Source organism: Ferrimicrobium sp. (assembly GCF_027364955.1).
In the GTDB taxonomy this organism is placed as follows: domain Bacteria; phylum Actinomycetota; class Acidimicrobiia; order Acidimicrobiales; family Acidimicrobiaceae; genus Ferrimicrobium.
Genome location: NZ_DAHXOI010000007.1, coordinates 67,315 through 85,861, shown reverse-complemented (window position 1 = coordinate 85,861; position 18,547 = coordinate 67,315). Strand labels below are relative to the sequence as shown.

The following is an 18,547-nucleotide window of genomic DNA, read 5'->3' as shown; positions in this document are numbered from 1 at the left end:
ACCAGCAATCTGAGGCAGTGTTGTTCTCTGGCAGCGCGCAGCTGGAGGTGTACGCAGGAACTTGCCTGATACGGTTAGCGGAGAACGCCACCGGTGGGGTTCCTTTGGCGAGCGGCCTCACCCTCGTTCTCACCCATGTTGGGGAGAAGATCAACCAACGCACCAACTAGGTTGTCATGAACGCTCAGCAACCAAGGGGAGGTGCAGAACGAGATGATACCTCATCACTTGTCCACTCGCCGATGCTCGAGATCTTCCTCAATTTTCCCAACACTACGACGTACCGAGCACCGTGGCAGCGTCAACATCTCCCCATCGGGCATTAGATCAGGCGAAAGGGGTCCTCGCACCGGACATCATGCCCGTGCCATGACAAAAGAGCACACCTCCTCGTCGGCTATGAGCTCGTCGGCTATGAGACGGTGTTCCCCATTTTTTACACTCCGTTCGACAGACCTTGCACCACGTGCGATTCGCCGCCAGCTACGCGGCAGAAGCATTCGTGTGCCCGACCCCAGGACCAGCCACCCGCAATCAGGTTCTCAACAGGCGGTTCTCTCACTCCAGTGCGCATTCCGTTTAGATCAGCGCCGCGTGGCGACAAAGAACTCAGATGAGGAGCGATACGGTCCGACGATGACAGACACCACGCACCTCCACCTCCCAAACCCCATCAAAGGAGTCAGATCATGAACTCAATCGATAAACGCAGCGTCACAACCGTACGCATGCTCTCTGTCGACCAAGTAGAAGCGGCAAACTCCGGCCACCCAGGGCTACCACTGGGTCTCGCACCTGTCGCCTACACGCTCTTTGCGCGACTGATGAACTTTGACCCCGCAGACCCCAGCTGGCCCAATCGGGATCGTTTCATCCTCTCCGCCGGGCATGGCTCGGCGCTTCTCTATTCACTGCTCCATCTCTTCGGGTACGACTTGTCCATCGAAGAGCTGCGTCGCTTTCGCCAAATCGGGTCAAAGACCCCAGGTCATCCCGAATATGGACATACTCCAGGCGTGGAGACCACCACCGGACCGCTGGGACAGGGACTCGCGACAGCGGTGGGCATGGCCATCGGTGAAGCAAAGCTTCGTCACGGGATGGATGACTCTCCCATCGACCACTACACCTTCGTCCTCGCCTCTGATGGAGATCTAATGGAGGGCCTCAGCCATGAGGCCGCATCGCTCGCTGGCATGCTCGGCTTGGGTCATCTCATTGTGGGTTATGACTCCAATGACATCACCATCGATGGCCCGAGGCATCAGTCCTGCACTGACGATCCAATCGCCCGCTTTGAGAGCTACGGCTGGCAAGTCCTCACAATTACCAACCCTGAGGATCTCGATGAGATCGAACAGATCTATCGCCAGGCGATGGCTGAGCAAATGCGCCCAAGCCTGATCATCGCCCCAACCATCATCGGTAGGGGTGCACCAACAAAAGCTGGCACCTCAAAGGCCCATGGTGCACCGCTCGGTGCCGAGGAGCTTGCGGCGACCAAGGCCGCCTACGGCTGGCCTAGCGAACCAACGTTCTGGGTTCCAGAGGATGTGCGCCAACACGTGGCAAGCATCGTCGCCGACAAGCAAGCTCAGGCCTCTGTCTGGCGTCAACGGCACAACGACTGGATGGGCATCGCCAAAGCCAAGGTGCAATCCCACCAGAACCCTCCTCTGCCGACGGCGCCCCTAGCCACCAGGGCGGCTTCGGCGCTGTTTCTGAAGTCAATCGCAAACGGTCCAGACGCGGCGCCTGGGTTGATCGGTGGATCAGCGGACCTTGGGGAGTCAACCGGGCTCAATGTCGGCCTCCAGGCGATCACCCCCGATGACTTCTCGGGCTCAGCGATCCACTTTGGAATCCGCGAGCACGCGATGGCTGCAATCGCCAACGGTCTGGCCCTCTACGGTTTTACCCCCTATGTCTCCACCTTTCTCGTCTTCTCTGACTACCTCCGCCCTTCATTGCGCCTCTGTGCACTGATGGGTCTCGGGGTGATCTATCTCTTCTCCCACGACTCATTTGCGGTGGGAGAGGATGGGCCAACCCATCAGCCGATCGAACAACTCGAGGCACTTCGGATCATTCCCAATACGACAGTGCTGCGCCCGGCGGATGCCTTTGAGACCTTTGCGAGCTGGGAGCTCGCCCTCGCTGAGCGAACTCGCCCAACGATCCTTGCCCTCACCCGACAACCGCTACCCCAAATCCCAACAAATGAGGACACCGACTGGCTCGCCAACACCGGAGCTCGCATCGTCTATGGTGATCCTCGAACCTCCCCAGAGGTCGTCCTCGTCGCCTCTGGCTCAGAGGTAGCGCTTGCGATTACGGCAGCCAAGATCCTCAAAGACGAGGACGACGTCGACGCGCGAGTCGTCTCCGTGCCCTGGCGCGAACGGTTCTTAGCGATCGATCCGCGCGACCGGGACGCCTTTGCACCAACCGGTACCCCCCGACTCGTACTTGAAGCGAGCGTTGGTACCGGATGGCATGAGTTCTTGAGTCCTGGTGATCGGCTCTACAACGTAAGAGCGTTCGGCACCTCGGCTCCGATGGCCGAGGTGGCTGCACACTTCGGATTCACCCCAACCGAAGTCGCCGACGCCGCTCTCGATCTTGTGGTCGACTCCTATCGCTTAGGGCATCCCTCACATCTCGTCTCGGATCTTCTTCGAGCGACCGAGGCTGCCGCCTGTGCGACACTCAACGAGGTCGGCCTTGGGGATAAGAATCGTGCCGACGCAGCTGCCGTCTCTGCCATGCGCGAAGAGCTCGGAAGGCTCCCCGTCTCTGCCACCGTGATCGTCGGTGAGGGCGAGAAGGACGACGCGCCCATGCTCTATGTCGGAGAGCGGCTCGGCACCGGCACCATCGACATCGACCTCGCGATCGACCCGTTGGAGGGAACCAACTTTGCGGCCACCGGTCGAGAGGGTGCGATCTCGGTTATCGCCGCAGCTCCTGGAGGAGGATTTACCCCACTACCCGGCTATTACCTGGAAAAACTCATCGTCGGCGAACGAGCTGCTGGGGTCATCGATATCTCGCGCCCACTGCTTGAAAACGTCAAGAGTGTGGCAAGTCGCCTTGGACTTGGCATCGGCGAAACCACCGTCGTCATCCTGGCTAAACCGCGGCATGAGACGATGATCGCTAACCTGCGGAGTCACGGAGTGCCCGTCATCGAGATACCCGATGGTGACGTGATGGCCAGTCTACGGGTGTTGCGCGGTGATCCAGGGTCGGTGATGTTATGGGGTATTGGGGGCACCCCCGAAGGAGTCATCTCCGCTGCGGCGACCCTCGCCCTCTCGGGGCAGATGCAGAGCCGATTTGCGCCCCAGAGCGAGGCCGAAGCGACCCTCGTCAAAGCTATCTACCCAGAGTATGACACCATGCAATTCGAGGCGAGTGATCTCGCCCATGCGGGATCGATCGTCGTCGCTACCTCGGTAACGGGAGCCCATCCGCTCGCCCCGCCCACGGCGGTTGGGGACCTCACTGAACTCGAGAGTCTCTGGATTCAGGAGGGACGCTACGGCATCGTCCGCCGCCTCGTTCCTTAGACCCAGCCACTGACACCAGGATCATCGAGAGGTCAACGAAGAAAGGAAGGGCATATGCCCCATCGAATCGCAGCCATCCAGAAACTCCTCGCCACCCAACCCCATCCCGAGCGGGTAGCCTTGCTCGCCATCGCAGGAGATTCGGCCTCTGGCAAAACCACGCTGACCAAGGGGCTGGTACAGGCCATCGGCGAGCACCGTATCTCCTCGTTCTGCACCGACGATTACCATCGGTATGATCGGATAGAGCGCAAAAGCCTGCCCTTTACTCCCCTTAATCCAGAGTGTAACTATCTCGACATTATGGAACAGCACCTCCAGCTGCTGACGCTCGGCCAACCGATCCTCAAACCCAAGTATCACCACGCTGACGGTACCCTCGGTCGACCCGAACTCTTCACGCCTCGCGAGATCGTCATCGTCGAGGGGCTATTTCCGCTCTGGTCACGTCTCTCCAGGGCTACCTTCGACGTCACCGCCTATCTTGATCCACCGGAGCCGATACGGCGCGAGTGGAAGATTCAGCGTGATGTATCTAAACGTGGTTACACCGAGGAACAGGTCCTCGCTGACCTTGACAAACGCGAACCCGAGTCAGAGAAGTTCATCCGGCCCCAACGAGCACACGCGGACATCGTGATCTCGTTTGCACCAGTCGAGGGTCGAAAGGAGATCAGTGCCACGATCCTCCTACGGCCGACGGTGCCACATCCCGATCTCCACGACATCCTGACACCAGCTACCCGAGAGGCGGCTCACATCAAACTCATCCGTGATCAAGACGGCAAACCGGTGGACGCGCTCCATGTCCATGGTCACGCCCCAGAGTCAGCTACCCGACTCGTCGAGGAGAAGCTTTGGGAGAAGATCGGGCTCGACGGCGAGATCCCTGAGAGCCTCGGTGTGATCAGTTCCACCGAACGATCGGCACCCCTGGCGGTGGCGCAGTTAATCCTGTTGCATCATATGATCCACACGTGAGATCCTGCATGCAACGACCAGAGGAGGGCGTGAGTAAACCCAAAGCATAAGTTTACAGTGACCACGGCCACTGGCTTGGGTAGTCATGACCACAATTCGCGACTCGGAATCTATCTGCTTAACTTCTCGTCAGAACAGTAGCCTCAACCTAGACGTCCGGCGCCTGGCAAGCCGTAAGTGAGTCTTCTGGACCAACCAACCCGTGGACCAATGAGTCTTCGCAAGATTGGCGAAGTGCATACAGGACCAATTCTCCTTCACCAGCCAGTCACCAAGCAAACTATAATGAGCTACTTGTCCCATCCGTCGACTTGGAGAGCGCTTTGAAGGATGGTCGATTCCTTACGGCGCCAGGAATAGTAAATCTGCTATGGTCGCGGCTATCCCACATTCATAGTGTGACTAGTGGGTAAAGCTATGAATCTCGGGGGTCTGTTGGTCGCTCCACCCCGAGAGGAGCAAGTGGCGAAACCGGTACCCGCAACATAACAAGGAGGAAAAGAAATGGGATATCGGGATCACATAGTCGCTAAACTCAGTGCACTCGCGGTGGCTGGCGGGACGACCGCGATGCTATTTGCCGCAACGCCGGTACACACTCAGTTCAGCGCAACAACCACCGGAAATTTGAATGCGTCTGGCGCTACAGTTTCCCAGACGCTCACTAATGGAAATCTTAAAGCGTCTCTGCTGGTACCGTCTCCGTCAGGTGCCACTCCATCAGGTCTCAATTCTTCAGGTGCCGTGGTAGCGAGTTACACCTGGACCAACTCAGAGACGGTAACGCTCGACAACACTGGCTCTGTCGCCGAGGACTTCACATTGAACATTTCGAATGTGTACGATAAGGACTTTGCTGGCAACCAAGAAGCTCTTGAGCAATTATGGGTAAAGTACACGGCAGGTGGCACTACCTACTATTACCCGATGTTCCGGGGGAGCAATCTACCGGACACTACCACGAACATGACTGAGCCTACCAGTGGATACCCTCTCCCAACACCTGTAGCATTCGTCCTTGGAACCGTTGCGTCGGGAACAACAGCAACCGCGACAGTCGCATTTGCACTGGCTCCCTACGCGTCTGGAGAAGGAGGAGCCAATGCATGGAATGGGGCTACCATCGACATTCCCTACACCATAACGGCAGAGCCATCAGCGCCAACCACTCAGACGGCGGACGGCACCGCACCCACGTTGACGGCGACAAGTGCGCCTTAATCCACCTTTGTGACGACCGTCTAGAGCAGTACCCCAGTCAAGAATATGGCAATTATCGACTGGGGTACCGCTCCGATCTAGAATCATTACCAAGCTAGCATTGGTTAGGCTCGCCTTATTTTAGCAACGCAAGGACAAGAACTCATGAACACAGCGCAACTTCCTGAATCACTCAGTCCCGATGACGACTCTGCCAACTCAAAGCCGATCAAGCAAACTCGACAAACACGATCGAAGCTAGAGCGAATGGCACGGTTAACGCTGGTTCTCGTGGCGACCTTCATCCTCGTAGGGGGCGCGTTTTTCTTGTCAAGGACCAATCACAGCTACGTTTACACTCCTTCAATGTATCCCACCATTCCTCCAGGTTCCATGATCTTCGTCGAACACGAATCCTCCTATCACGTGGGGGAGGTCATCGAGTTTCACGCCAATGGACTGGTATGGGCACACCGTCTGATCGCGATCAAGCCTAACGGCAATCTCGTCACCAAAGGTGACAACCCAGCAAGTAGACCCGACGTTTTTGATCCGCCACTCCGGATGAATGACATCATCGGGAAGGTCGTCTACGCACCAAAGTTTCTCGGCTTTCCTCAGCTCTTCGTCCATCATCCCGCCTATGCGTGGCGGTGGTTCGTCTTCGAACTCGGCGTTGTTGGCAAAGTAATCCTTGGCTTAGCCGTCGGCCTACTCGTCTGGTTCGCCTTCACGCGAAAGCCGAAACAAACTCCACCACCGTCTTCAGCCACTGAAAGTACGCCCACTCAACCAGCAGCCGTCGAGTAATCGACTCGTAATCTTCCTCGTCACTTACCTCGACCGCAATCAGCTTTGATGAATTAGCTCGGTTGCCCAAATAGCAAGCAACAGCAGTTTTGCATGTGACACGTCGGCGCTCTTTCATGTGGCCCAAGCAGCGTGCCTGGTTTTAACTGGAGCGATGCTGGGAGGCCCAAGGATCAGATCGTACCGTCGGCTCATCCTGATACGTTGATCCCTTCGCTTCATTCCTGTTGTCGCTGTGCTCCAGAAAAATATCTGTATGCCTAGTCACCTGATCGGACTCTCTGGTGGAAGGCGGTGTCTATTGCGCCCAAAGGAGAGATCTGCCGGAATTATGACAGGGCGCGTCTATCGCTCTGTCCACTATGGTCCCGAACTTCATAATCTGTGTGCCACATTCCATGCATAAGATGCCACGCTCGACGACACGCCGTATCACGTTTGAGTTCTGTCCCAATGATGTCAGCAACCCGCTCTTTGACACGATCCTGATCAGCTCGCACCGTTGCTACCGAGACAAACAGCATCTCGGCGATTTCACCAGCGCTCAACCCCCGATCAAGGGCTGCCAGAATCTCCACCTGTCGCTCAGTAAGTTCCAGACGGTAGGTTTGTGTCCTCTTTGCCCAGGTATTCCAGATGCCCTGAATCACTCCCGCCTCCTCCCACTGTCGTTGACCTGCGACACCGATACATCCTTGATCGCTCCAGCGCTGGAGATAGGTTCTGGCCGTATCGTCGATCTCTAAACTCTGCGACAGCGGTCGGGCTTCCATGTCAGTTAATAGCCGGCGAGCCAGCCCTCGCGACACACAGCGGGCCCCTTGGCTGGCGAGGTAGAGTTGACGAGCAAGCTCCTTCTGATCAAGAGAATGACGCTCGACGTAACCCAGAGCGCCAGCACCGATTGCATCGCCAATATGGCGAGAACCTACCGAACTCGAATACACAACCACCTGGTGATTCCCATGAGCCAAGGACGAAACCATATCGGCGTTTTGTGGAGTCAATCCGACAATCACCAGCGGCGTTCTCTCCAGACTTGTACGTGACACTTCGCATAGGGCTCGCACCCGTAGCGGATGGCCCCAGCTGAGATCTTCAAGCATCCCAGCCATCCCCCGCGCGATCAAGTCATCCTCTTCGATCAGCAGTACGTTCGCTACCCCCATAGCCTCCTCCTTGAGCATCACATGCCACCTACGCCAATTTGGATATCAGTACGTGGCCACTAGGTCACGCGACCAAACCGACCGCTGCGACCCTGTAATGACACGCACTCTACTTCCAAGGAGACTACACCATCCAAGATGGACATGGGTACAATTCTTGATGAATTAACAATCTATTTGCACAATAAAATTAATCCCTCATGCCAAGTCGTTGTTGTAATATTTGTTACACCTCACACTGTAAGCCATCCCTGTAATCGCGCGACTGTTGCATGACATGGATCGCTGACCAGAGTGGCTACATTCTCTACAGCCACCGCCAGTTGGCGCACTCCATCTCGATGCACGGCAACAACCGCCTGCAGCTCGACAACCTCCTCCAACCCAGGTCACACAACCAACAGACGTCGCAGTGCCAGGTGTGGATACTGCACCCAACCAACTCACGAATGCTTTAGCGTCAGTGACAGTGCACCTCTCGAGGTGCCAAACACGATCACACTTCTCACCAGATACGACTGCACTACGCGCCCAGTAACCCCTACCTCCGGCTACGGAGAAGCCAGTATCATGTTCCACGATGTGCTGAACGCGGTGGATTACTTTCTACAAAGAGACAAATGGCACACCTACAGTGCACACAACTCTCGAATTGTCCCAACGGCCACAACTCCGCAATGCCAATCAACCCCCTTCATGAATCACTGAAACATCGCAGGTTGCGAAGAACTTAGACGACGCAATGTCTAGCTTGTTGGGTCAACAATCGATGAGCCCGTGCGGGTCCAGCTTTCATGGCAATCCCCTCGGCACCACACGTCGCCCCCCCCATTGGACACCACTCCCGCTAGACTGAGGAAAGGAACATTTCACTACCAATACGCAGAAAGTAGCTACCATTATGAGCCAAAAGACAAAAAAGCTGTGTCGTCAACTGGGAAGGGCGATGGTTGCCTCTCCGCTTATCTACGGAGGCCTAGGTGCCGCACGCGAGCCAGGTATGCGCCACAAGGCGCTAGAACGCTCGGGCCTACCTGCGAGCCAGGAGCTCGTACGCTTGAACGGTGGGGTTATGGTAGCAGGCGGAATCGCTCTCGCACTCGGCATCAAACCCAAGCTCGCTGCGCTTGGACTCGCTACCTCCATCACCGCTACAACCATTGTGGGTCATCCCTTCTGGCGTGAAGAGGACGATGCTGCGCGGAAGAATCAAAGCATCCAGTTCTACAAGAACGCGGCCATCCTTGGGGGGCTGCTCCTCGAGATCGTCAGCTAGCCCAATCCATACGATAGGTAGCAACCAACAGCAACGGTCACCCTATGCATGATCGCCATCCATCGCTAACCGCCAGGAGGTGAAGTGAAACCTCAAGAAATTGCAACACCACTGACCGGGGCTGCCATTTTTATGGTTGTCACCGTTCCAGCTGATCACACGAACGCGATCCGATCTGTTCTTGGAGAAGTTGATGGCCTCACCAAGGCGGTGGGGTTTCGCTATCCGGAGGCACGACTCAGCTGTGTGGTCGGCATCGGCTCGCTTCTCTGGGATCAGCTCTCACCTGGACGACCAGCACACCTTCACCCCTTCATCCCCCTCCATGGGGTGGTGCGCGATGCGCCATCCACACCCGGGGATCTCTTCTTTCATATCCGTTCACAGGAACTCGGCCTGTGTTTCGAACTCGCACGTCTTCTCAAGGACCGGCTGCCGACTGGTTCAGTCATCGTTGACGAAGTGCAAGGTTTCAAGTACCTCGATCAACGCGATCTCCTTGGTTTCGTTGATGGGACCGAGAACCCCGACCAAAGCGAGGCAGCCCAAGTGGCGATCATCGGCGAAGAAGAGCCAACCTTTGTTGGCGGTAGCTACGTCATCGTCCAGAAGTATCTGCACGATCTCAGCGCTTGGGAGGCACTTACCACCGAAGATCAAGAGCGAGCCGTCGGTCGTCGCAAACTTGAGAACGTTGAACTCGATGACGTTACCAAGCCCGTCAACTCCCATGTTGCGCTCAACAACATCCGCGATGCCAACGACGAAGAGCTTGCGATCTACCGGCTCAACATGCCCTTTGGAAGTCTTCACGACCACCACTATGGTACCTACTTCATCGGCTATGCCAGGGATGTCCGGATCACCGAACGCATGCTCACCAACATGTTCCTTGGCGACCCTCCTGGCAACTACGACCGGTTGCTCGACTTCTCCACCGCGATCACTGGGACCCTCTTCTTCTGTCCATCGGTGGAGCTTCTGGAACAACTCGGAGACGCCTAGTCATCCATAATCGCGCACTACGCCTCGATGCATGAGAGTAAGGTGCCTGGGAGTGTCTGCATGATTCCATCGGAGGTGATCAACAGCCCGCGAAAGGACCCCACCTGACCGATCCGCTCGAGGACTCGCACCCCTCCGGCGATCACCGCTGTCGCCAGCGCATCGGCAAGATAGAGTGGCGCCCCAACAATCGTGGCGGCGAACGCACCGAGCTCGTCGCCCACGGGGTTGACGACATGACACCCCCGCTCGTAGAGTCCTGAGGTCGCGACCGCGCTATTGGTCTGGACCACCCCACACAGCCGATCGGCGTGGTGAGGGTGGCGAATGCCAACGTTGATCAGGGTGTCACTGTGGATTGCGATATCGCCACCACCATTCACCACCGCCTCAGTTGCCCCTGTGGCAATCACCATTCCAAGGATGCGCTCGGCCGCCCAACCCTTCACCAGTCCCGATGGGTCAAACCCACCAGGGACCGCCCACGGGTTAAAGTAGCCATCTGAGAGCTCCCGAGCAACCTCGCAGAGGGCGATCACCTCATCGAGTTCATCACTGTGAACGCTACGCTCACCCCGACGGAGACGACTGACCTCACTATCACTCCGGTAGGTGCTAAATACAGCGTCGATGCGTCCAAGCTCGGCCCTCGCACGTTCGACCAGCGACTCCCAGCCCACCTCGATCTGCTTCCCATCTTCCTCGTCAATCTGATCAGCTGCCGAAAGGGTAAAGACGGTGCCCATGGTCACAATCTCAGCGAGCATCACTTGCCTCGCAACTTGTTCAAAGCACCCTGTAACGAGTATGCGAATCCCTGACTGGTGTAGGTAGCACCCGAAACGATCGCGATTGGAAGTCCTTGGGCTTTGAGTGCCTCCGCTCTGAGTGACGGAACCGCAGCCTGTTCGATTTCGATCGAGTACGCCTCAAGGGCCTGGAACTTTGCGATGGAGATGTCAACGATCTTGTGCGCCTTCACTTCCACCGTTACCGCAATGTCGCCAAATCCGTAGTTCGTCAGCGGTCCCGTCACCGAGGTTGGTCCAGCTGGGAGCGGCACGTTGGTCGGCGTCGCAGCCTTGCCCTTGCTGGCCTTCGAGCTAGGGTGGTTCTTGTCAACCGAGGCGACGCTCAGCTGAGTTTTAGCCCGCGGGTGCAGGGTAAGGATGCCAATAAGGCCCACGACCGTTGCCCCAAGTACCGTCAATATCCTACGCATACACCCTCCTTCTCACGATTTTTGTCATCGGCCATCCGTCCGCCACCAACCGATTGGCTAAATCGTGTAGGGCTCTGCGTGCAGCTGACGCCGCTTGACACCGAGCTGTACAAAGACATCGCGAACCGCCTCAACGAAACCGGGAGACCCACTGATGAAGATATCCCGACTTCGGTAGTCCTTGATGTTGCCTGCGATGGTACGCAGATCCACCTCCGTGCGATCCCCACTCAAGATGTAGACCCTGCCGTTACGCTCGTTGACCAGTCGCTCGAGTTCGTCAAGTAACACCACATCGGTCTTGGCGGTGACACGCAACACCACCGCGGGACGACTCTCACGGGGTAGATCCTCGAGCAGACCCCGTACGGCGGTCACCCCAATTCCACCAGCGATGAGTAGCGCGCGATCTCTGGCCCGTTGTGCCACCGTAAAGTTGCCATAAGGGCCTTCAAACCAGACGTGGGTACCCACCTTGAGCTCGGCAAGGTTCGTTGAAAAGTCTCCGATCGGCTTCACCATCAGCCGCAGGGTATCCTCCTGGCGATCGACCACCGAGAACGGGTGGGCTTGCCACCATCGACCCCGGGTGAGAAAGCGCCACTCGAAGAACTGGCCTCCCTGAAGCGGGAGGTCTTCTAGATACTGGCCCTCAAGAAGGATCTTAGTCACACCATTGGCTTGAGGTTCCACAGCCGCCACCCGCAACCCATGGCGCATGGAGCGTAGTAGCGGTACGAAAATACGATAGGTGAGGATCGCAACTCCAGCCCCGATCCACGCTAGCCCCCACACCCATTGTGCGATGGGGTGGTTCACAAAGCTCGGACCAAGGGCCAACTCATGGGCGAAGGAGAGCACGAGGGCGACGTAGATCAAGAGATGCAAGAGCCACCAGTTCTCTCGCGAGAGGCGCTGGCGCAACCATGGCAGGGACACCAACCCGATCAACAACATCAACCCCAGAGCGATGAACGCGGTGATCATATCGGGATAGGTGTTGATCAGCACACCAAGCTCATGGGTAAATCCTGTCTTGGCGATCTCGGCATAGGCCATCGTGGTGAGCACCGCGTGGGCGAGGATAAAGGAGATCGCAAGTATGGAGAGATTCTTATGCCAACCCATCACCCCACCTCTGCCCAGGGCTCGCTCAAGCATGGGCAGACGGGAGGCCATGAACACCATCACCAGGGCGAAGTAGGTACCGATCAGTCCCGTCACCGATCCAAGGAACAGCGTCCAACCGCCTGGCGCATGGATCTCATGCACCGTCCCGTCAACCAAGGGTAATCCCAGTATCACACCAAGGCCAATGCCTGCAACTGCCATGGCAACCAACAGACCAGTCTCACCTGAACGTCGGGGTCGCGCCGAATCTGTCCGTGCAGCCGCCGCGCCCGTGGGGGCCGAAACCTTCATACAACTCCTTTAGCCCAACCGGCAGACACCCAATCAAGTAACCGAGGGTGGAGAACTCTGCGGCCCTCCATCTTCCAGCATGCCGTGTGAAGCTTGGCATCGACTGAAGCCGAGCTGAGACAAGAAACTTCTTAACCCCTCTCGTCCAGCCGACGGTGAAGTTCAGTTACCAAGTTCTCGAGTTTCGTGAGCTGGCTACGGTGCTCCCGGTGTGACTTGATGAGGTGAATGGTGCCGCCCGCCGCGATACAAGCGCCCAGGTCACTGGTAACGTTGGTATAGTTGCCGCCAACAAGCTCGGCAAAAGCCGAGACGTGCACCGACACTAACGGCAGCACCACCAGGTAGACCCCGAGCAGTGTCAGCAGGATGATATGCGGCTTTGACGCCAGGATCCTCGGCACATAGGCAAGGATGCGAACGAGTCGCGATTGGTGTGTTCCGCTACCAGCCATCTCATCAACGGTGTCCATTATCGATCTCCTTTTCAGAGCACTAGGCTCAACTCAGTTGATGGACATGCTAGCTACCCGGAGAGAGCCAGAGCTAGCGGTTGCAGTGTGGTTAATGGAAACCACCCGCTCCCACCAAACCGGAGGTGATAGTCGCCCCCCATCCGGCTGGACAAAGTACTGCTCCACCGTGTCACCGGATCGGCTCAACAACTCCTCCAGTTGGCCAGGGCATCTACTGCAGACCCATGAGGGTCCTTACCTATCCCGGGGGGCTGCCCCTACCAGAGTCCTCGGACAGCCCCCAATCTATGGGATCAGCGAACCGGACTCCTGCCTTGAGTTGCGGCTGCAAAGCACCGTACTGGATGCACAACGCCCTCATGCGGTAACCACCGCTTGACTATGGAGCGTCGCTGGCGGCTCCAAATCTCGACTTTGAATCTTTCGCTAGCTGGCCCGCGGTCTCGTCTTGATGGAGACACGCCGGAACCAGAAATGCTCATCCCCAGCCTTCTGACACTGATGCATAAGGCTGGAGGGTCGATCATCGCTAGCCGTCTAAGCCCTCTCTTGGTCCTGAGCTGCGAAACGGCCAAACGTAGATGAGGCGGGTCTTGTCGGACGCAGCTCCGCCAGATTGAACGTTTCGCGAACCTCGCTGAGGCAGCGCGTTACTCGACCATGAGGTCATCTATTAACCTAAACGCAACCGTGCAATCCTTGGTGTGCTGGACATCTGCACTGTCGGATTGAGCGGTCAAAGACATCGTACAGAGAACAGTTAGCGAACAACGACCAGAGCAAGTCCTTACGATGAACTCTCTGGCGTCTCAGCCCAGTTTCCATCCTCGATAACTCCTGCGGCCAACCCTTGCTCGATCAGCCGCAGAACTCCTTTGTCTCCAATGCGCTCATCGAGCAACTTGATCAACCGGACATGCATTGAGCATGGGGGAGCAGTCACTCCAGTCAAGACGATCATCTCGATTCACCCTCTTGATTGCAATCCGGACCAGCAGAGGAGCTGGAGCGTATCGGGTGGAACCGAGGTCGCACTCTGGCAGAAACCAGCCGTAGAGGCCGAGCAAATCCGCCTCGTAGACGGCGCTTGCCATCTCGAAAACGTCTCACTAGACGATGATTCCCTCCAGTACACCGATACTGATGTCGGTCCACCGCGGGGATATGCGTCTTTTGAGGGAACTCTGGGCTTCCCATAGGACCACGGTTGCTCGCTGGATAGCTAGCGTGATCCTATCAATTGGCAATGCCGTCTGTCCTCCTTGGCTGCCATTGCGTAGGGCCACGCTGCCGGACGAAGAGTATTGTTGGCCTTTCAGGCGACTCCCCGTTTGGTCTCCCTTACGGAGGATGCTGACATGAGAGACTGATCCCCATAGAGCCAAAAGACCCCGTTACATTCCCGTGAGGCCCTCCAAAACCTCACCATCAGTTTTGCGGACCACAGACTATCCAAGATACATCGCTCCACAGGGCTCACGTGGCTAAGCACCAGAGCTAGCACGTCAAGCGCTTCCTCCGCATCGACGTAGCGTCAGGTCAGCGTCCTGCGCGAAGAGGATCGGCTCATAGGCGAGAAAACGGGAATGAGGTGTTATTCACTGGTTTCTAGCAGAGATGCCAACTCACACCCGTGCCATCTATCATCTCTGCCATATCGCAGTACTGCCTACTGGCAGAGTTGACAGTATTCGATTTCTGATGTAGGGTTGGCGCGAGTATTTCACTCAAAGGCCGACTGGATAGGGATCTAGTGGCTGCGTAGGTGCTACAGAGGGGGTTGTGATGGCTAGAAAACGGTTGTTCTCAAGAGGAATTCGTGTACTTCGTTTAAGCACGGTATCGGTGTTTTGTGTTGGGATGATCGGTTTGGGTTCGAGTCTCACGATCCCAGCCTCGCAGCTCACCTCATCTTCGAATCCAGTCACGACCCTCTATGCATCGTCAAATGGATCTGGTGGTAGTTGCACCCAGAGCTCCCCCTGTGGTTTACAGACCGCTCTGGACGCTGCTGATAGCAGCACTACCGCCGACGTTACTATCGACCTGGTTACATCTGCCACTCAGACGGGAACAGCTAGCGACTACGTTGGAGGGTTCACGGTGGACACTAGCTCTGCTAGCAAATCCTTCGATATCACCATCCAACCAGCGGGCCCCGATATCTCGCCCGTCCTAGATGGAGACGGCACTTCCAGAGTGCTGATGGTACAAGGCTCGGGCACACTAAATCTCGTTGGTGTAACGGTCAAAAATGGCGTCGCCCCCGTTGGTGACAACGGTGGTGGGATTTTCGCCCGCAGCGATCTGACGATCACGGACTCCACCATCTCGGGCAACAGTGCAGGTGCCGGCGGTGCGGGTGAAGACGGAGGCAGCGGTGGTGGTATTTTCGCCACTCACGATCTGACGATCACGAACTCCACCATCTCGGACAACCGTGCAGGTGCTGGGGGCGCTGGTATCAAGGGTGCCAGCGGCATCAGCGGTAATAACGGCGCCAGCGGCACTGCGGGAGGCGACGGAGGTATCGGCGGTGGCATCCTTGCAATCGGGAAGCTAACGATCACGGACTCCACCATCTCGGGCAACAGTGCAGGTGCCGGCGGTGCGGGCGGCAAAGGTGGCCATGGCGGCGTGGGTGTCTCCGGCACCAACAATGGCATTGGCGACACCGGCGGTGCCGGAGGTGCCGGCGGCTGGGGCGGGAGTGCCGGAGGTATCGGCGGTGGCATGCTGACGATCACGAACTCCACCATCTCGAGCAACCGCGCGGGTGCTGGCGGTGCCGGAGGTGTCGGCGGCCACTGCGGTTTTGGGATTAACGACGCAGACTGCGGCAACGGTGGTGCAGGTGGCAACGGTGGCCATGGCGGAGACGGTGGTGGGATTCTCTCTGATAGTGATCCGGTCATCTCTAACTCGACCATCTCGGACAACAGTGCAGGTGTCGGCGGTGTTGGAGGCGATCCTGGGATCGGTGTCGAAGGTTCGGCTGTGGCTGGCTCCGGTGGTCATGGCGGAAACGGTGGTGGAGTAGCTGCTAGCGATCTGACGACTACGAACTCCACCATCGCGAACAACAGCGCTGGTGCCGGCGGTGCCGGCGTTAGCCTTCTTAACCCCGGAGCTACACCTGCTGACGGTTCCAATGGTGGCGACGGTGGTGGGATATTTGCTACCGGTGACTTGACTATCACAAACTCCACCATCGCCCAAAACAACACCGGTGCGCGTGGAATTGTATATGGGTATGCGACTCAAGGGGAGCCTGGCACTGGCGCCGGGATTGCCAGCGTCTCCACCAAGGCCACAACAGCTCTGACTGCCGACTTGATTGCCGGAGGAGCCAGTGACGCACACGGCAAGGATTGCGCTATCTCCAGCACCATTACAGGCAATGGCTACAACGTTGCCAGCGACTCAAGCTGTGACTTCTCCTCATCCTCGACGAGCGAGGTGAGCCTTACGGTGGACCTGCTTGGCGACCTGGAGGACAACGGCGGCCCTACCAACACCATTCAACCCTCGCCCGGCAACCCAGCCATCAACTACATCCCTGTCTCTAGCGGTGTCTGTCCGGCAACGGATCAGCGAGGCTATGTTCGCCTAGCGAATTCCTCCTACTGCTACGCTGGCGCCTATCAGGGCGGCTACCTCGAGCCTCAGACCATCTCCTTTACCTCCACGCCACCAACGAGCGCGAAGACAGGCAATACCTATACACCAACGGCGACCAGTACTTCGGGCCTTGCGGTGGCACTCACCGTTGCCCCATCGTCAGCTACGGTGTGTTCGATCGCCAGTGATGGTGTGGTCACCTTCAACGCCGCGGGAACGTGTACCATCGATGCGAATCAGGCTGGCAATAGCACCTATGCTCCAGCGAGCCAGGTGACACAGGCGGTCACGGTATCCACTCCCCCTGTGACAAGTCCAGTGACAAGCCCGACGACGACCTCCGTGTCAGCGCCGAGCCCGGTACATACCTCTTCATCGAGCGTGACGGCTCCGTCGACTCCAACGCCAGTGACCCTAAAGACCGGTCCCCCGTTCGCCCCTGCTCAATCAACGCCACTGGTGCCGATTGGACTGGGCCTATCAGCGAGCGGCGTGGTGAGTATCGTTGCCTATGAGTTGAGGCGTCGTCGAGCAAGCTAGTGGCGCCCCGGAGGCGGCTAGCCTCGATATCTGTCTCGGCTGAGATGATCGCATCCCCTACCCGAGAACGAGGCCCGCCTCCGGATTATATGATCCTAAGTGGCCGTCCAATTGGGGACAAAAACGGTGCTCAGAGAGTTGTCAATCTGACCTCAGAGGGAACCGCGCCCAACGAGGTTGGAGGGCATGTGCATCACGCACGAAGTTTTGGAACGAGGGTGGCGGGAAGCGCTTCAACTGGCAGGCTCGACCCACCACCCACTTTCTCACACATCATAGAACGAACACTTCACTAGGATCCGTTCCGTCGGCTCCTAGTGGGGTTGTTGCTTGGAATATGATCGTGCAACCGCTCACTCGGCTCGGGAAGCCTGCTCGCCTTGCTTATTCACCGCGTTGCAGGACACCGGCTTGGCCAAAGAGTTGAAACTCCTCACCCGCTATTACAAAGGCTCGCTCGATTCGCTCGATGAGCTGGTCGGTTTCGGGATGAAGCCGCTCCGGTAACTCCTGAAAGACCTCACGAACCGCAGCACGCAACGTACTGACTCCCAGTTTTGCGGCAACATCGGCACGAAATCTTGCGGACTCCGCATCGACACCTTCATCGACGAGTCGATCCGCCAAGGCCTGAGCAACGCGGAGCTCGAAATTCAAATAGTTCCGTGCGAGCTGACCCGTGAGGTCTACCCCAGAACGATGAGGACGAAAGATTGGTACCTCCAGTACCGCATCCATCCGTTGACGAATACCACTCACGATCGCCTCAAGGAGCGCCCTCAGTGGCTCCTCGGATCGAGGACGTCGTAGCACCTCTACTTCGACGAGATCAAAATAGGAGACGAGATCAAGCAGCAAGAGATCATCCTTGGATTCGAAATACCGAAAGAAGGTGCGCTCTGATACATCCGCCATGTCCGTGATCTGGAGGATGGTGGTTTCAAGAAAGCCCTGCTGGGCGATGAGCTGTCGAGCAACCTCGATGATTCGCTCTCTCGTCGCTGCCTTTTTGATCTCGCGACGTCCAACTGGCTTGTTGATCTCCATACTCAGTAAGCCTACCTGCCGGACTTGGAAGATATCAATTTAGGAAAACTCTTTTGGCAGAACCTGCACTTGGCAATACTGTCACCTATTAGGATACCGTGTCAGACCAGGGCCGATGGAGCCGAGCAAGTGGTCTGAGGGTGTCCGAGCGGCCAGTGCCAGCTGCGGAATCTCCATGGACCTCGTTGATCTGAGGAAAGCACAGA

At 57.3% G+C, this 18,547-nt stretch carries 14 protein-coding genes; 7 read left to right on the top strand and 7 right to left on the bottom strand.

Translation table 11 applies throughout. The features are described 5' to 3' along the window. Positions 1-689 precede the first annotated feature (689 nt). The 4 genes from tkt to M7Q83_RS06690 all read left to right on the top strand — a co-directional run bounded on the left by tkt (position 690) and on the right by M7Q83_RS06690 (position 6,563). Positions 690-3,572 carry a transketolase gene (tkt, locus tag M7Q83_RS06705; RefSeq protein ID WP_298336666.1) on the top strand — a complete coding sequence of 961 codons (2,883 nt, stop codon included), beginning with the start codon at positions 690-692 and terminating at the stop codon, positions 3,570-3,572. A gap of 54 nt (positions 3,573-3,626) precedes the next feature. Continuing rightward, complete coding sequence (locus M7Q83_RS06700; RefSeq protein WP_298336664.1) at positions 3,627-4,553, top strand: phosphoribulokinase; 927 nt, start codon at positions 3,627-3,629, stop codon at positions 4,551-4,553. Positions 4,554-5,057: 504 nt separating this feature from the next. After that, a complete protein-coding gene (locus M7Q83_RS06695) occupies positions 5,058-5,774 on the top strand; it encodes a hypothetical protein (protein WP_298336662.1) in 717 nt (238 codons plus the stop codon). A 144-nt stretch (positions 5,775-5,918) separates the two neighbouring features. Next, entirely contained in the window at positions 5,919-6,563 is a 645-nt protein-coding gene (locus tag M7Q83_RS06690; RefSeq protein WP_298336660.1) for a S24/S26 family peptidase, read from the top strand. Positions 6,564-6,892: 329 nt separating this feature from the next. On the opposite strand, the gene M7Q83_RS06685 is transcribed toward M7Q83_RS06690, so the two are convergent. Next, the gene (locus M7Q83_RS06685; protein ID WP_298336658.1) at positions 6,893-7,732 is read right to left on the bottom strand and encodes a LuxR C-terminal-related transcriptional regulator; all 840 of its coding nucleotides are present in this window, start codon (positions 7,730-7,732) and stop codon (positions 6,893-6,895) included. Positions 7,733-8,633: 901 nt separating this feature from the next. On the opposite strand from M7Q83_RS06685, the gene M7Q83_RS06680 reads away from it, so the two are divergent. After that, positions 8,634-9,008: a DoxX family protein gene (locus tag M7Q83_RS06680; RefSeq protein ID WP_298336655.1), complete on the top strand. Its 375-nt coding sequence runs from the start codon at positions 8,634-8,636 to the stop codon at positions 9,006-9,008. A gap of 84 nt (positions 9,009-9,092) precedes the next feature. Further along, positions 9,093-10,013 carry a Dyp-type peroxidase gene (locus M7Q83_RS06675; RefSeq protein WP_298336653.1) on the top strand — a complete coding sequence of 307 codons (921 nt, stop codon included), beginning with the start codon at positions 9,093-9,095 and terminating at the stop codon, positions 10,011-10,013. Positions 10,014-10,030: 17 nt separating this feature from the next. Here the strand turns inward: M7Q83_RS06675 and M7Q83_RS06670 are convergent, their stop codons facing one another. The 5 genes from M7Q83_RS06670 to M7Q83_RS06650 form a co-directional block, all read right to left on the bottom strand. Next, positions 10,031-10,780, bottom strand: a complete 750-nt coding sequence (locus tag M7Q83_RS06670; RefSeq protein ID WP_298336651.1) for an FAD:protein FMN transferase — start codon at positions 10,778-10,780, stop codon at positions 10,031-10,033. Then, positions 10,780-11,235 (bottom strand): FMN-binding protein, encoded by a 456-nt coding sequence (locus tag M7Q83_RS06665; RefSeq protein WP_298336649.1) that lies wholly within the window; start codon positions 11,233-11,235, stop codon positions 10,780-10,782. The genes M7Q83_RS06670 and M7Q83_RS06665 overlap by 1 nt, the downstream gene beginning before the upstream one ends. A gap of 57 nt (positions 11,236-11,292) precedes the next feature. After that, positions 11,293-12,657, bottom strand: coding sequence for a ferric reductase-like transmembrane domain-containing protein (locus tag M7Q83_RS06660; protein ID WP_298336647.1), 1,365 nt, complete (start codon positions 12,655-12,657; stop codon positions 11,293-11,295). Between the two features lie 131 nt (positions 12,658-12,788). After that, positions 12,789-13,130 (bottom strand): hypothetical protein, encoded by a 342-nt coding sequence (locus M7Q83_RS06655; RefSeq protein WP_298336645.1) that lies wholly within the window; start codon positions 13,128-13,130, stop codon positions 12,789-12,791. 790 nt (positions 13,131-13,920) lie between these two features. Continuing rightward, positions 13,921-14,094, bottom strand: a complete 174-nt coding sequence (locus M7Q83_RS06650; protein WP_298336643.1) for a hypothetical protein — start codon at positions 14,092-14,094, stop codon at positions 13,921-13,923. A 1,142-nt stretch (positions 14,095-15,236) separates the two neighbouring features. Between M7Q83_RS06650 and M7Q83_RS06645 the strand changes: the two genes are divergently transcribed. Further along, the gene (locus tag M7Q83_RS06645; RefSeq protein WP_298336641.1) at positions 15,237-17,294 is read left to right on the top strand and encodes a choice-of-anchor Q domain-containing protein; all 2,058 of its coding nucleotides are present in this window, start codon (positions 15,237-15,239) and stop codon (positions 17,292-17,294) included. Positions 17,295-17,678: 384 nt separating this feature from the next. Here the strand turns inward: M7Q83_RS06645 and M7Q83_RS06640 are convergent, their stop codons facing one another. Then, positions 17,679-18,341 carry a TetR family transcriptional regulator gene (locus M7Q83_RS06640; protein WP_298336639.1) on the bottom strand — a complete coding sequence of 221 codons (663 nt, stop codon included), beginning with the start codon at positions 18,339-18,341 and terminating at the stop codon, positions 17,679-17,681. Between the last annotated feature and the right edge of the window lie 206 nt (positions 18,342-18,547).

What these genes read in the sequence shown, in the direction of transcription:
- tkt (WP_298336666.1), top strand. Translation starts at nt 690, where the DNA reads ATGAACTCAATCGATAAACGCAGCGTCACAACCGTACGCATGCTCTCT.
- M7Q83_RS06700 (WP_298336664.1), top strand. Translation starts at nt 3,627, where the DNA reads ATGCCCCATCGAATCGCAGCCATCCAGAAACTCCTCGCCACCCAACCC.
- M7Q83_RS06695 (WP_298336662.1), top strand. Translation starts at nt 5,058, where the DNA reads ATGGGATATCGGGATCACATAGTCGCTAAACTCAGTGCACTCGCGGTG.
- M7Q83_RS06690 (WP_298336660.1), top strand. Translation starts at nt 5,919, where the DNA reads ATGAACACAGCGCAACTTCCTGAATCACTCAGTCCCGATGACGACTCT.
- M7Q83_RS06685 (WP_298336658.1), bottom strand. Translation starts at nt 7,732, where the DNA reads ATGGGGGTAGCGAACGTACTGCTGATCGAAGAGGATGACTTGATCGCG.
- M7Q83_RS06680 (WP_298336655.1), top strand. Translation starts at nt 8,634, where the DNA reads ATGAGCCAAAAGACAAAAAAGCTGTGTCGTCAACTGGGAAGGGCGATG.
- M7Q83_RS06670 (WP_298336651.1), bottom strand. Translation starts at nt 10,780, where the DNA reads ATGCTCGCTGAGATTGTGACCATGGGCACCGTCTTTACCCTTTCGGCA.
- M7Q83_RS06665 (WP_298336649.1), bottom strand. Translation starts at nt 11,235, where the DNA reads ATGCGTAGGATATTGACGGTACTTGGGGCAACGGTCGTGGGCCTTATT.
- M7Q83_RS06660 (WP_298336647.1), bottom strand. Translation starts at nt 12,657, where the DNA reads ATGAAGGTTTCGGCCCCCACGGGCGCGGCGGCTGCACGGACAGATTCG.
- M7Q83_RS06655 (WP_298336645.1), bottom strand. Translation starts at nt 13,130, where the DNA reads ATGGACACCGTTGATGAGATGGCTGGTAGCGGAACACACCAATCGCGA.
- M7Q83_RS06650 (WP_298336643.1), bottom strand. Translation starts at nt 14,094, where the DNA reads ATGATCGTCTTGACTGGAGTGACTGCTCCCCCATGCTCAATGCATGTC.
- M7Q83_RS06640 (WP_298336639.1), bottom strand. Translation starts at nt 18,341, where the DNA reads ATGGAGATCAACAAGCCAGTTGGACGTCGCGAGATCAAAAAGGCAGCG.